Source organism: Fluviicola taffensis DSM 16823 (assembly GCF_943372375.1).
Taxonomy (GTDB): Bacteria; Bacteroidota; Bacteroidia; order Flavobacteriales_D; family Crocinitomicaceae; genus Fluviicola; species Fluviicola taffensis_A.
In genome coordinates this window covers 164,269-177,056 of the sequence record NZ_CALRYJ010000005.1, presented here as the reverse complement: position 1 = coordinate 177,056, position 12,788 = coordinate 164,269, and the positions used below count along the sequence as shown (strand labels likewise).

The 12,788-nt window shown below is 39.4% G+C and carries 14 protein-coding genes; 7 read left to right on the top strand and 7 right to left on the bottom strand.

The window, feature by feature from the left end; all coding sequences use genetic code 11:
- Window positions 1-22 precede the first annotated feature (22 nt).
- From AAG807_RS09615 to AAG807_RS09600, 4 genes are all read right to left on the bottom strand, one after another.
- The gene (locus tag AAG807_RS09615; protein ID WP_341902925.1) at window positions 23-1,924 is read right to left on the bottom strand and encodes a DUF3857 domain-containing protein; all 1,902 of its coding nucleotides are present in this window, start codon (window positions 1,922-1,924) and stop codon (window positions 23-25) included.
- The gene (locus AAG807_RS09610; protein ID WP_341902923.1) at window positions 1,921-3,588 is read right to left on the bottom strand and encodes a hypothetical protein; all 1,668 of its coding nucleotides are present in this window, start codon (window positions 3,586-3,588) and stop codon (window positions 1,921-1,923) included. The genes AAG807_RS09615 and AAG807_RS09610 overlap by 4 nt, the downstream gene beginning before the upstream one ends.
- A 31-nt stretch (window positions 3,589-3,619) precedes the next feature.
- Window positions 3,620-4,210 carry a GTP cyclohydrolase I FolE gene (folE, locus tag AAG807_RS09605; RefSeq protein WP_341902920.1) on the bottom strand — a complete coding sequence of 197 codons (591 nt, stop codon included), beginning with the start codon at window positions 4,208-4,210 and terminating at the stop codon, window positions 3,620-3,622.
- Window positions 4,211-4,309: 99 nt separating this feature from the next.
- Window positions 4,310-4,741, bottom strand: coding sequence for a 6-carboxytetrahydropterin synthase (locus tag AAG807_RS09600; protein WP_341902917.1), 432 nt, complete (start codon window positions 4,739-4,741; stop codon window positions 4,310-4,312).
- Window positions 4,742-4,868: 127 nt separating this feature from the next.
- Between AAG807_RS09600 and rfaD the strand changes: the two genes are divergently transcribed.
- Genes rfaD through AAG807_RS09585 form a run of 3 tightly spaced genes read left to right on the top strand, consistent with a single transcriptional unit; the run spans window position 4,869 to window position 7,076 of the window.
- Complete coding sequence (gene rfaD, locus AAG807_RS09595; protein ID WP_341902916.1) at window positions 4,869-5,834, top strand: ADP-glyceromanno-heptose 6-epimerase; 966 nt, start codon at window positions 4,869-4,871, stop codon at window positions 5,832-5,834.
- A gap of 4 nt (window positions 5,835-5,838) precedes the next feature.
- Complete coding sequence (locus tag AAG807_RS09590) at window positions 5,839-6,222, top strand: VOC family protein (RefSeq protein ID WP_341902914.1); 384 nt, start codon at window positions 5,839-5,841, stop codon at window positions 6,220-6,222.
- 47 nt (window positions 6,223-6,269) lie between these two features.
- Window positions 6,270-7,076, top strand: a complete 807-nt coding sequence (locus tag AAG807_RS09585; RefSeq protein ID WP_341902911.1) for a TonB family protein — start codon at window positions 6,270-6,272, stop codon at window positions 7,074-7,076.
- Between the two features lie 10 nt (window positions 7,077-7,086).
- Here the strand turns inward: AAG807_RS09585 and AAG807_RS09580 are convergent, their stop codons facing one another.
- Window positions 7,087-7,524, bottom strand: a complete 438-nt coding sequence (locus tag AAG807_RS09580) for a hypothetical protein (protein WP_341902908.1) — start codon at window positions 7,522-7,524, stop codon at window positions 7,087-7,089.
- A gap of 247 nt (window positions 7,525-7,771) precedes the next feature.
- Here AAG807_RS09580 and AAG807_RS09575 point away from each other — a divergent pair, with 247 nt between their 5' ends.
- From AAG807_RS09575 to AAG807_RS09560, 4 genes are all read left to right on the top strand, one after another.
- Window positions 7,772-9,514, top strand: coding sequence for a tetratricopeptide repeat protein (locus AAG807_RS09575; protein ID WP_341902906.1), 1,743 nt, complete (start codon window positions 7,772-7,774; stop codon window positions 9,512-9,514).
- Entirely contained in the window at window positions 9,511-10,245 is a 735-nt protein-coding gene (locus AAG807_RS09570; RefSeq protein ID WP_341902903.1) for a LytTR family transcriptional regulator DNA-binding domain-containing protein, read from the top strand. The genes AAG807_RS09575 and AAG807_RS09570 overlap by 4 nt, the downstream gene beginning before the upstream one ends.
- A 51-nt stretch (window positions 10,246-10,296) precedes the next feature.
- Complete coding sequence (locus AAG807_RS09565; protein WP_341902900.1) at window positions 10,297-10,749, top strand: SRPBCC family protein; 453 nt, start codon at window positions 10,297-10,299, stop codon at window positions 10,747-10,749.
- Between the two features lie 107 nt (window positions 10,750-10,856).
- Complete coding sequence (locus AAG807_RS09560) at window positions 10,857-11,303, top strand: SRPBCC family protein (RefSeq protein ID WP_341902898.1); 447 nt, start codon at window positions 10,857-10,859, stop codon at window positions 11,301-11,303.
- On the opposite strand, the gene AAG807_RS09555 is transcribed toward AAG807_RS09560, so the two are convergent.
- Complete coding sequence (locus AAG807_RS09555; protein WP_341902895.1) at window positions 11,300-11,809, bottom strand: YciI family protein; 510 nt, start codon at window positions 11,807-11,809, stop codon at window positions 11,300-11,302. The genes AAG807_RS09560 and AAG807_RS09555 overlap by 4 nt on opposite strands.
- On the bottom strand, window positions 11,796-12,266 hold the full coding sequence (locus AAG807_RS09550) for a peroxiredoxin (RefSeq protein ID WP_341902893.1): 471 nt from the start codon (window positions 12,264-12,266) through the stop codon (window positions 11,796-11,798). The genes AAG807_RS09555 and AAG807_RS09550 overlap by 14 nt, the downstream gene beginning before the upstream one ends.
- Window positions 12,267-12,788: the final 522 nt, after the last annotated feature.

Genomic DNA, 12,788 nt, shown 5'->3' with positions numbered 1-12,788 from the left:
TTAAATTTACTCAAATTTGGGATTACCCTTCCTGAAGGATCCATTTTTTAATCACTATATTTCCCCATTCCTTTACCAGTTCCAGGTATTCATTGCTCTCTGTTTCATTGGAAAGGATGCGTTTTTCCAGTTTGATCTCGTAGTTGATTTTAATCTTGTTCGCATCCGTTTGAATGATCTCCGTTTTTACGGAACCTACGGAATTCGTTTTGACCAATGAAGTGATCTTATCTGCAATCTTGATGGAAGCAGGAGATTCAATGTAGATGGAATATTTTTGCTGTTTGCTGAAAGGAATGATACTGTAATCAGCTGTTGGTTCCTTGGTTTCACCTTCAAAAAAGATGAAATTCGGAATGAGTTTTTCAGCATTGAAGGAATACAAGTTCTCATCAAAGTTTGAAAAGTAAGTGCTTACCGTATCTTCTTGTTTGAAACTGACGGGATAAGGATAGATGTATTTTACTTCCGACGGTTTGAGTATGGTGTCCGATACATTCATAATCTTGAAACGATAGGAACTGGAAGGGTTTCGGAAGAAAACAGAATGCTGTCCACTGAAACTGTCACGTCTGTTGATGACTAAAGTGCTATCTGAAAGATGTCCTGTTTTCAAAACAATGGTTGCAGTGTGCTTGTTCTCGTTGAAATCACTTTGTGGTAACAGAACTGCACTGGTAGCCACTTTATCCCGGTTGCCAGTAAATAGGATGGATTGGTTTCCTTCACATGCTGCAGGGATTTCATCCAGATAGTAGAACCTGCTTTTGCTAGTTGGACCAAATAAAAAATGTTTTTCTCCGATAATGTTTTCAATGATGAGGTAACGATAGTCCAATTGATAAAGCGCAACAAATCCATGTTCAAAAACTCCTTCATTCAAATTTCTGGTAAAACCGACATGATAGGTAATGTCATTTTCGTCCAAATATTGTTGGATTAGTCGGAAGAACATTTTGGCATCAATAATTCGTTTCCAATAACAGTCCGCGGCATTAATGCTTTCCGGCATGTCTTCATCCTCATTCCATTCAAAATCGGTTTCGAAAAAGTGAATGATTGCATTGAGATTCTCGATAGGTCCGAGCTCCGGATTCAGAATACCGCTGTCGTCGAATGCCTTACCGGCTTTTTTGAAGCCCGTATTCATGTGGTAGCGATCATAGTCCTTTGAGTAAACCAGATCGTATGAAAAGGTTTCGTTGGGCATCCAAAGAGTATAGGCAACCTTGGAAGCATCCGCGCGATGTGCTGAGAATTCATTTTGGGAATTTTTTTTCACTCCTTGGATATTCCAATAAAAAGTGGGCGAAGAATTCTTGTCCGTTACCACATAATTGCTCAGATTCTTTGAAGGGTAAACGGTTAACTCGAAATTACTGAAGTTCCGAAGTGACAAGCGTGAATTTAAAGAATACAAATCATCTTCCAGATAAATACAATGCGAAAGACTGTAGCTTTTATAATCAATCTGATAAACGACATCGATGACATCTCCTACTTCCAAATTGGGGAAGATAAACTGAATGCGCTTGTAATAATCGGATTCGTATTTGTTCTTGTTATCAATGAAGGTTTCCTTGATGTTTTCATCGGTGAGTTCTTTGATGGATCCGTCCGGCTTAATAATCCGGGCTTTTTTCAAGGTGATTGTTCCGTTGTTGAATTGGAATAAATCGTGATTGATGAAATTTTCAATTCCTTTTTTTGAAAGTAGTTTTATTCGTTTGAAATAAACTACAGAGGTTTCGTAATCCATCATGAAATCGACCGTAATGCGGTTTTCAAAATAAATGGCATCTTCCGATTTTAGTGAATCGGGAATAGCCGGGTTTGAAAATTCGGGCCAGATGTATTTATCTCCAGCGAAGGAAAGATGGATAAAGAATGAGAGAAATAGAATGGATAAAGTAACTGGTTTCATGGTTGAAAAGTTGCAGGTTTTAAGATGTAGGTTTTCCAATAATTCACCAGAATGCCCTTGCTTCCGGAGTTTTCTTTCGTCAGATGCAAGTCAAAGGTGCTTTGGGTATTGTTGGTCTTGAGATCGATGTTCTTGCTTGTGTCAAAACCCGACTTGAATTTCAAATGATCGAATGAGAAGTTAAAATCCGCTGCGAAACGCGCACTGTCATTACTGTAGACTACTTCCATCAATTTCGTTAGTTCAGGTAAACATTTCAGATCGATGTACTGCTGGTTATTGACGATGTTGTAATAGGACGAAGGAAGATTGCATGAAACATAGATCGTCTTTTGATGCTCCGTCATGAATGAACTGTCGATTTTATGATCGTATGGAATGAGATAATCCACCACTTTCTGCGTTTTATCATCCATCCCGTTAAAGTTGTGGAGATGTCGGAAGATCAGCGCGAATTTTTCCTGGAAAACCATTTTAAGACGGTAAGCCGGTTGACTTTTTTCGTTCAGGTAAAATTGATAATCAAGTGATAATTTAGGTTGAAAGAGCAATGTTTCAGGCACTTTTTGGTATTGGTTCTGTTTTTTTTGAAGCAGGAATGCCTCTGTTCCCAGGATTTGCATACTCGGATCTCCGAACAGGCATTGTTTTTCCGTTCCATCCAGGTAGTAGGTCTTATTCTCCCAGATCAACGACACGATCATGTGATTTGCCATGGCAATGGAAGGGAAGTCATAGGTGTCTTTTTTGATGGAGGTTTTTGAGATGCTCAGATAGGATTCGAATCCGAACGCTTGCAACATTTGATGAAGAAGCATGGCCATGTCCTTACAATCCCCGTATTTGTTCGTGATGGTTTCATTCGCCTGTCTTGGAATCAATGCATTCAATCCGTTTTCAATATCCAGGTAGAGAATATTTTCCTGTACATATTCGTAACATGCCTGTGCCAACTCCAACGATTTTCCTTTCTTAGCCAGATTTCGCAAGTCTTCAGGAAGTAGATCCATCTTCAAGGCTTCCTGGTTCTTTGTTTTCTGGATAAACCAATCATTGAAATATTGGTTCGGTTCCATTCCTTTTGGATGGATCAAAAAGTACATACATTCTTCGTCTGCAAGAAAGTCCTGGTTCGTAATGACAAAATGTCCCGATCTTTTCCCTTCACGATGTCTGAATGATGCTTCCATGTTCTCCGGAAGTGTGATTTCGTAAAAGAAATCGTCCGCTTCATTTATACCGTCTTTGAAAATATTGGTTAGGAAAATGAGCTCACTTGATGCTGTTTGATATTCAAACTTGAATAAGCAATTTGCCGGCACGCTGAAACTGTAGGTTCGTACTCCATTGAAAACAGATCCCCAGTTGATTGTTGATACCGTCAGATTGGATTCGAAGTTGATCTTTTTCGGTTTCCCGTTAATGATGAAGGTTCCTTGTTTTGAAGCAAGGTTTTCTGTTTCAATCACAGAGAAGCGAAAGGTCTGCTCTCTGTCTGTTTCATTGGAACCCTCAAAATAATTGGAGGTTTGATAGAAACCATCCGAATTTACTTTGACAATTGTTTTCTCCAAAGAGAATTTCAATCCTTCCGTTCCAAAAACCAGTGTGGAACAAAGCAGCGAAAAACCGGTAAGGATTAAGAAAAGTGGTTTTCTAATCATGTGATTTAGTAATAAGTTGGTTCGTTTTTATCTAATGCAATTTTGCCTGTACTAAATTAATAAACTCTTTTCTGGTAGAATCGTTGCTCAGGAACAATCCGGTAAATGCACTCGAAGTGGTCACCGAATTTTGCTTTTGCACACCGCGCATCTGCATGCACATGTGTTGGCATTCCATTACAACCGCAACTCCTTTCGGTTTCAATGTCTGTTGGATGCAATCGCGAATTTCGATCGTCAAACGCTCCTGAACCTGCAATCTGCGGCTGAAGGCATCAACAACACGTGGAATTTTACTCAAACCGACGATTGTTCCATTTGGAATGTAAGCGATATGTGCCTTTCCGAAAAATGGAAGCATGTGGTGTTCACACATGGAATAAACTTCGATATCCTTTACGATCACCATTTCAGAGTATTCCTCATGAAATAGAGCAGTTTTTAAAATGTCTTCCGGTTTGATGTCGTATCCTTGCGTTAAAAATTGCAATGATTTTGCAACACGCTCAGGAGTTTTTAATAATCCCTCACGTTCCGGGTTTTCACCGATTTGAGTAAGAACGGATTTGTAAATGGCTGAAATGTTTTCTGTCGTTTCGTCGTTGTAATGGAATTCGCTCATGAGTTTGAATTGAAAATTGAAAAGGGACTTCGACTCCGCTCAGCCACCTTTTCCTGTAAAAGTCATAAGGATACTGAGGGGAGTCAAAGTGTCCATTATTTAAAAAGGTTCTTTACCACCAAAATATTCTACGTAATTGTTTTCTGTTTCTACCAACTTGATCTTGCAAAGCTGACCTCCAGCCTGTTTGATCGGAGCATCAATGATTTTCCAGATCTCAATAGCCAGATTTTCAGTTGAAGCGAGCTTCCCTTTCAAGAATGGAACATCCAGATTCAGGTTTTTATGGTCCAGTTGTTCGATAACCAGATCCTTGATAATGACACTCAAATCTTTCAAATTGATGACGAAACCGGTTTCCGGATTGGGTTCTCCTTTTACGGTCACGAACAATTCGAAGTTATGTCCATGCCAGTTTTTGTTGCTGCACTTCCCGAAGACTTCTTCGTTCTTCTCGTCAGACCATTCCTCACGCCATAGTTTATGCGCTGCATTGAAATGTTCTCTTCGTGTAATATATACTGTTTCCAAGTGTTGAAAATTGGCTCTAAAGTTACTAATTTTTGCCGATAATGCCCTTTTTGAAATCAGAAGCTTGTTAAAAAAAGCAGGGTTCACGAATAAAGATTTCGTAAATTTGTCCCTAAATATTTCACACATGATTGTCATTACAGGAGCAGCAGGTTTTATCGGAAGTTGTATCGTTGGAACATTAAATAGCAAAGGAATCAACAACCTAATTTTGGTAGATGATTTTTCCAAAACGGAGAAAGCTGCCAATCTCGACGGAAAATTGTTTGTTGCTATGGTTCAGCGTAACGATTTTGACCAGTGGATGACTGAATTCGGAGATGAGGTGACCTGCGTTTTGCATATCGGGGCGCGGACTGATACTACCGAGTTTGACAAATCCATCTTTGATGAGCTGAATGTGGACTATTCCAAAATGGTCTGGAATCATTGTGTGAGATTTAATATTCCGTTGGTTTATGCAAGTTCTGCTGCGACTTATGGTTTGGGTGAATTCGGATACGATGACAACGAAGAAACGATGCCGAAACTGCAACCTTTGAATCCGTATGGTTGGTCGAAGCAGGTTTTTGATATCTGGGCATTGGAGCAAAAGCAGACACCACCTCATTGGTACGGACTGAAATTCTTCAATGTTTACGGACCGAACGAATACCACAAAGGAAGAATGGCTTCGGTGATTTTCCATACATTCAATCAGGTGAAAGAACACGGGTCGATGAAACTGTTTCGTTCCCACAATCCGAATTATACGGACGGTGGTCAGATGCGTGACTTTGTTTATGTAAAAGATCTGGTTTCCGTGATTGAATTTTTGATGAAAGGAACGGCAAAATCGGGAATCTATAATTTGGGTTCCGGCAAAGCGCGTACATTCCTGGATTTGGCTACCAATACCTTTAAGGCATTAGATAAGGAACCACAAATTTCATTCATCGACACTCCGGAAGATATCCGCGACAAGTATCAGTATTTTACAGAGGCGAACATGCAGAAACTGATCGGTCAGGGGTATGATGTCCCTTTCCACACCCTGGAAGAAGGGATTGCGGATTATGTGAAGAATTATCTGTCATCAAACACGTACATTTAATCGGATGCTCAAATCCGTTCATCATATTGCGATTATCTGTTCGGATTATGAACGCTCCAAGCGATTCTATACAGAAGTTCTCGGTTTCGAGATTCTGGCGGAAAATTACCGGACGGAGCGCGATTCATACAAATTAGACCTCATCCTGAATGGGGTTTATTGCATCGAATTGTTTTCATTTCCGGATCCTCCCAATCGACCTTCACGACCTGAAGCAAGCGGGTTGAGACACCTGGCTTTTTCCGTTGAAAACATCGAGGATTCCATCAAAGAGCTCTCATCGAAACAGGTGTTCTGCGAGCCTATAAGAGTGGATGAATTCACCGGTAAACGTTTTGCCTTCTTTGCAGATCCGGATGGATTGCCGATTGAACTGGTTGAAATTTAATTCCGCCCCGATAACTATCTTTGCCAAACTTAAATTGAAAAATAACTATGAAGTTTCTTTCGACCACCTTATTAATCTCCGTTAGCTTACTCTCATTAGCCCAGAACAAACGCGATACTATCTATTTTGATAAGACTTGGGCTGTTACCAAACAGATTGATTCTGCAAAGTACTATCGAATTATAAAAGAAACCGATAACCTGTATCGTGTCACGGATTACTTTATAGAATCTGATTCTGTTCAAATGACTGGTGCGTTCAAGGATTATGCCCAAACCATTAAGGAAGGGGAATTTAATTATTACAGAAAAGGAGGGGCCATTTCATCAAAAATGCTTTATAAGGATGGAAAGCAAAATGGCCAAATGATATCATACTATGCTACTGGTGAATTGTATTCCACCGAAGAATTTGTAGATGGAGTGAACCATGGAGACTTTATAGTCTATTATGAAAATGGAAAAATCAAGAGAAAAGAAACCTTCAACAATGGGGTTTTGAAAGAGAAGGCATGTTATCTTGAAAATGGAAAAAAAACAAAGTATTTCCCGCGCAGCTCACCAGCAGAATTCAAAGAAGGACGAGCAGCCTTGATTAGTTATCTTGCTAGCCATATAAAATATCCAAAAGAAGCTCAGGAAAATGGGATTCAAGGCAAGGTTTATATCCAGTTTGTTGTATCCGATAAAGGAAAAATAACAAATGTGACACTTAAGAAATCGGTGCACCCACTTTTGGACGAAGAGGCTATTCGGGTGGTTAAATCTATGCCGAACTGGAATCCTGGGTTCATTGAAGGCAAGGCGGTAAATAGTGTCTTTTCCCTTCCAATTACGTTTAGTTTATCAAAATAAATTACAAGTTTTACATCATCCGAAACAAAATCTCTGCATAAATAATGTCCTTCCCAATCATTGTTTCTTCCACTTGGTAAAAGGCGATGCTCATCTTTCGGTTAATCGCTTCATATTCCAGTTCGTTCAGGATAAAAGGCTCCAGCATACGCTCTGGAGAACTGACTTCCATGCTTCCTAAGAACTGATAGGTGATGATAAAAGATTCGTTTCCTTTCTCGTCTTCAATGAGCTTTAAAAAAGTATCTTTTTTGTAATCGATTCCCAGGTTGCTTAACAGGTCTTTGATCTCCGTAGTGAAAATTTCATCTTGATACTTAAAATAAGATCGAAATTCCTGAACGTGGAATTCTGAATACCCACATAGGGTGTTCTCATAGATTTTGCGAGTTAGTTTACTCGGTACATCGAACACCCAATGTTTGAAGGTTATAGTTTCTGTAAACATGACTATAGGGTTTGATTTAGGTGATGGTTAATTATTTCGACCGGTTTTGTAAGACCGTATTCCGTTATTTTCTGATCAGAACAGTGGTTTTTTATAGGGAATAGCTTGTTTTTACCTAACTGAATTGGTAATTTGTTCTTCATAGTTTCAAATTCTGCAGCAAAAGTCTTGTTTGTGGGTTCAATACTCAAAAAAAAAGGATGAGTTCGGGTACATTATGAGTAAATGGCATTAATTTTATGGCGAAATGAATCGGTTTATCCTTCTCCTGGTTTTTGCCTTATTGGCAAACAGTATTTTCAGTCAAAAAAAGACTGCAAGGATCGATTCGCTTAATTTGAAAAGTGAGATTCTCTATACGACAGATGTCAAAAAATCGATTGAATTAAGCTCAAAAGCACTGCGTTTATCCAAATCAATTGACTATCAGTCGGGTGAAGCTTTTGCTTGCATGAATTTGGCGATTGCAAATGATATTCAGGGAAAGGCGAAGGTTGCAATTACTTATTTTCAGCGGGCGATCTACTTGTTCCAAAAGGAGAACGATTTGGAAAACCTGAGTTATTGTTATTCTCAATTAGGTATTTGTTACTTTTCTCAATATCAATATGAAAATGCGGATTATTATCATCAGAAAGCAATAGACCTTTGTAAGGAGCTTCATCTGGAGGAGGATTTGGCAAATGCCTTGGTCAATCAGGGAATTACATTTTCTTATCAGAATAAAACCAAGGAGGCAGAAGCAAATTTTAAGCAAGCAATCGAGCTCTATAAAAAGACTGACCAGTTGGATGGACTTGGTGGCGCTTATAATTCATTGGGTAAAATTTATCACGATCAAAAAGACTATAAAAAAGCAATTGCTTATTTTGAGCGAGCATCAGCAAACTTTAAGGAGTATGACAACGATTATAACCTCGAATCTGCTTATCTCGGACTTGCAAATTGCTATTTCGACCTAAAGCAATTCAGTATTGCAAAAGAGTATTCACTCAAAGCGTTGCATTTATCCCGGAAAATCGGAGCGAAGGAAAGGGAGGTTTTTGCACATGAGATCTTGTCGCGAATTTATTTTGCGGAAGGCGATTACAAAAAGGCATATCAAAGTTTGAATAAGTATACGATTCTGAGTGATGCGATTTTCACAGAGAATAAAAGTATAGCCTTAGCCGAGATGCAAGCCCGGTTTGAAGTGAAGGAAATCAAATTCAAACAGCGGATCCAGGCTGAAAATCACTTTTGGCAAATGATCACCCTGGTAGCGATCATTTTCGTTGTCCTGTTAGTCTCCGTCTTGCTGTTTTTCCTATTCCGGAACAAGAAGCGGATCAATGTACTTTTGGAGCAGAAAGTGGAGATGACCCAAGCCAGTTTGGAGCAAAAGGAATCCATGATGGGGGAGATCCATCATCGCGTGAAGAACAATTTGCAGATGATTTATGCCATTTTGGATTTACAGGCGCGCGATCTGAAAGATCCGGAATCCATTCAGCTGATAGAAGACAGTTTGAACCGCATCAATGCAATTTCCACTATTCATCAGAAGTTGTACCAATCGGATAATATGCATGCAGTCCATATTCGTTCTTATCTGGATGAATTGGTTCAGGATGTCATTCGTCACTTTGCAACCGATCAGAAAAAGGAAATCGAATTGCATTCAGAATACGATGAGGTAAGTTTGGATATTGAAACCGCCTTGCCAATTGGATTGATAGTAGCGGAATTAATCACAAATTCTTGTAAATATGCTTTTGGGAAACAAGATTATCCTAAATTTTATATCAGCTTAAAAGAGAAGGATAATCAGCTGGTATTGACAGTTTCAGATAATGGAGTAGGGAAAACGAACCCGGGTTCAGGTACCAATTTTGGAACCAAACTGATTCAGTCGATGGCGCGTAAGCTGAAAGCAAACTTGGTCGAAACGGATTCGGATCAAGGATTGAAAGTGGAGTTATTTATTTCAAATTACAAACTAAGGTCATGAGTAAATTGAAATTATTCATAGTGGAGGATGAGTCGATCATCATGGATTATTTGGAACAGTGTCTGTTAGATGCGGGTTTTGAAGTTGTTGGGAAAGCGGATAATTTTGATAGTGCGAAAAAATTGGTGCAGGATAGTAAACCGGATTTGTTACTCTTGGATATTAATCTTGGAGCCGGACCAGATGGTGTTGATCTGGCTCATTTTGTCAATCAGCAACTGAAGATTCCGTTTCTGTTCGTTACTTCAAATACGGATGCAAAAACCTTGGATCGGGTAAAATTGACCAATCCTGCAGGATTTATCATGAAACCTTTCAGAAAGGACGATTTGGCTACTCAAATCGAATTGGCCTGGCATGCATTTCAAATCCGGAAGTCGAACGCAGGAGTTGTTTTTGCAAATTCGGTCTTGGCAAACACCTACTTTTTCATCAAGGACAAACAGAAATTGGTAAAGCTGGCTTATTCAGATATCAGTTATGTGGAAGCATGTGATAACTATTCGATCCTGTATACCAAGGAATCCAAGTTCATTATCAGTTACAGTTTGAAGCACGTGGAAGCCAAATTGCCTTTGAAGGATTTCTTGCGGGTTCATCGTTCCTATCTGGTCAATATCACACAAATCTCACAAATCAATCCCAAATCATTGATGTTGATGGATGGGAAAGAGATTCCGGTCAGTGAAGCGCACCGTGCCGAGTTGTTAAAACGTGTGAATCTGTTTTAAAACCAGAGCAGGTTTGGTTACATTTAGTTGAAAGCATCTTAATTCAACGGAATGTATCAACTCAAACGCACACAATTTATAAAGACGGATCTCAAAACGTGTTGGAATTTTTTTTCTGCGCCAGCGAACCTGCATGTCATCACACCGGATTATATCGATTTTAGGGTATTGACTGCTGTTCCTGATGAGATGTACGAAGGATTGATCATCCGTTACACGATTCGTCCGATTTTGAGGATTCCCTTGGGTTGGATCAGTGAAATAAAAGCGCTTCGAAATGAGGATTATTTCATAGACGAACAGCGTCAGGGTCCGTATAAGCTATGGCATCACGAACATCACTTCAAAGAAGTGGAAGGAGGTGTGGAAATGACAGATATTATCAGCTACCGCATGCCCTTGGGTTTTATTGGCAGATTTGTACACTGGCTCTTCATTCGAAAACAACTCGAAGGCATTTTTGATTACCGGATCAAAAAAGTAACTGAATTGTTCCCTTTGTAAGAACATTCACGAAGTAACTGAATTCACAAGTAACTACGGAGTCTCATTTTTAGCTATTTTTATGCTGATAAGTACTAGTTGTATTGTCGTAAAAACAATTCTGTTTTATGTATCAGCTTAAGCGTACACAATTTGTAAAAACTGACCTGGAAACCTGTTGGAGATTTTTTTCCGCACCTGCTAATTTGCAGGTTATCACTCCCGATTATATGGGCTTTAAGGTATTGACTCCTGTTCCGGACGAGATGTATCACGGATTGATTATCAGCTACAAAGTTTCTCCTGTTTTGCACATCCCGATGAATTGGGTAACGGAAATTACCTATGTGAAAGATGGAAGTTATTTTGTAGACGAACAGCGTCAGGGACCCTACAAGATGTGGCATCACGAACATCACTTCAAAGAAGTGGAAGGAGGAGTCGAAATGACAGATATCGTCAGTTATTCATTGCCATTCGGATTTCTTGGACGATTTGTCCACTGGCTTTTTGTCAGAAAACAGCTCGAAGGAATCTTTAATTACCGTGTTAAGAAGGTAGACGAACTGTTCTAGATCTCTTTTTTGGAAACCGTTTTATGAATTTCAGCAGTTTTGATCAATGCGGCTGAGCCATACCAGGGATGCAATTCCATGACCAATCTTCCGGCTTTGATCGCAGGATCCGTTTTGGTCAATTCCTCCGCTTCCTCCACCGTTTCCACATCGAAGATGTAGATCCCGCGCAATTCGGTATCATCCATGAATGGACCTGCGACAACTAATTTGCGTTGTTCCGCCAGTTTCCCGATGTTGTCCATGTGCGCGCGCTGTAAACGTCTCACTTCCTCTTCACTTTGATCCTGGTTCGGACCTTTCTTCAGGAAAGCGATGACGTAATGCCTCATCCCGTAATCATCCGCACCCAATTCGCTTGCCAGTGCTTGGTCAAATTCATTCCCCTTTTTGGGTTCAACCCTTACTTGTTCTTCGTTACAGGTTTGCTCCTCTTCATGTGTACAGGATGCAATTAAAAAAGAGGTGCTAATTGCGGTTAGGACTAAAAAACTAAGCTTCTTCATTCGTAATCGTTTTTACAGCATTAATGGATTCTTCAATATGTCCGGCAGCATTTGTCAATGAATTATAGATGTGTCGAACAATTCCTTTTTTATCAATGATATAAGTAACTCTTCCGGGGATCAATCCGAATAGGTTTCCCGGAACTCCGAACTCTTTGCGGACTGTCTTGGAAGTATCGGCAAGTAAGGTGAAGCTCAGGCGGTGTTTTTCTGCAAATTTCGCATGTTTTTCGGGCGAGTCACTGGAGATGCCGATGACATCACAACCCAAGTCCTTGAAGTCCTCGTAACTGTCCCTGAACGAACAAGCTTCTGCGGTGCACCCGGGTGTATCGTCCTTCGGGTAGAAATAAATGACCAATACTTTTTTCCCAAGTACGGATTGAATATCAAAGTCTGTGTTGTTCTGATCTTTTAGTTTGAATGTCGGACATTTGTCTCCTACTGCTATTGCCATGACTGTGTGATTTAATTTGTAACGTAAAGATGCGAAAAGATCGGTTTGGTTGATGGAAATATTTTACCGCATTTTGACTTTGCGTCCTTTGCCACTTTGCGGTTCAATAAAAAATCAATGCTCCATTTTTTAACGCAAAGACACAGAGGACGCGAAGGATGGTCATTAAATTGAGTGGAAAAATCATTGCGCACATTTGTGCATTTTAATTTAATTTTTGTATACTTGTTTTTCTTCAATAACTAGTATTTGCTTTCAAGGTTTCTTCTATGAATATTTTTGTGTTCGGATTTTTCTTTTTTACAATGAGTATTTCGTCCTATTCACAAAATAGCAATTTCACATTGTGGAACAATTCATGCATTAAATGTGCTTAGATTGAAAACGGGGCTTATAAAATGTCATATAAAACGAAGTATCTTATGTCTTCGGATACGGCTTTTAAATATTTGGATTGTGTTTTCAAAAGAGATTCATTAGATACCATTTTTGGGGTTTATTTTGATGCGAATCGAACGATAT

Excerpts from the sequence above, each read along its gene's own strand:
- AAG807_RS09615 (WP_341902925.1), bottom strand. The coding sequence starts at position 1,924 with ATGAAACCAGTTACTTTATCCATTCTATTTCTCTCATTCTTTATCCAT.
- AAG807_RS09610 (WP_341902923.1), bottom strand. The coding sequence starts at position 3,588 with ATGATTAGAAAACCACTTTTCTTAATCCTTACCGGTTTTTCGCTGCTT.
- folE (WP_341902920.1), bottom strand. The coding sequence starts at position 4,210 with ATGAGCGAATTCCATTACAACGACGAAACGACAGAAAACATTTCAGCC.
- rfaD (WP_341902916.1), top strand. The coding sequence starts at position 4,869 with ATGATTGTCATTACAGGAGCAGCAGGTTTTATCGGAAGTTGTATCGTT.
- AAG807_RS09590 (WP_341902914.1), top strand. The coding sequence starts at position 5,839 with ATGCTCAAATCCGTTCATCATATTGCGATTATCTGTTCGGATTATGAA.
- AAG807_RS09585 (WP_341902911.1), top strand. The coding sequence starts at position 6,270 with ATGAAGTTTCTTTCGACCACCTTATTAATCTCCGTTAGCTTACTCTCA.
- AAG807_RS09580 (WP_341902908.1), bottom strand. The coding sequence starts at position 7,524 with ATGTTTACAGAAACTATAACCTTCAAACATTGGGTGTTCGATGTACCG.
- AAG807_RS09575 (WP_341902906.1), top strand. The coding sequence starts at position 7,772 with ATGAATCGGTTTATCCTTCTCCTGGTTTTTGCCTTATTGGCAAACAGT.
- AAG807_RS09570 (WP_341902903.1), top strand. The coding sequence starts at position 9,511 with ATGAGTAAATTGAAATTATTCATAGTGGAGGATGAGTCGATCATCATG.
- AAG807_RS09565 (WP_341902900.1), top strand. The coding sequence starts at position 10,297 with ATGTATCAACTCAAACGCACACAATTTATAAAGACGGATCTCAAAACG.
- AAG807_RS09560 (WP_341902898.1), top strand. The coding sequence starts at position 10,857 with ATGTATCAGCTTAAGCGTACACAATTTGTAAAAACTGACCTGGAAACC.
- AAG807_RS09555 (WP_341902895.1), bottom strand. The coding sequence starts at position 11,809 with ATGAAGAAGCTTAGTTTTTTAGTCCTAACCGCAATTAGCACCTCTTTT.
- AAG807_RS09550 (WP_341902893.1), bottom strand. The coding sequence starts at position 12,266 with ATGGCAATAGCAGTAGGAGACAAATGTCCGACATTCAAACTAAAAGAT.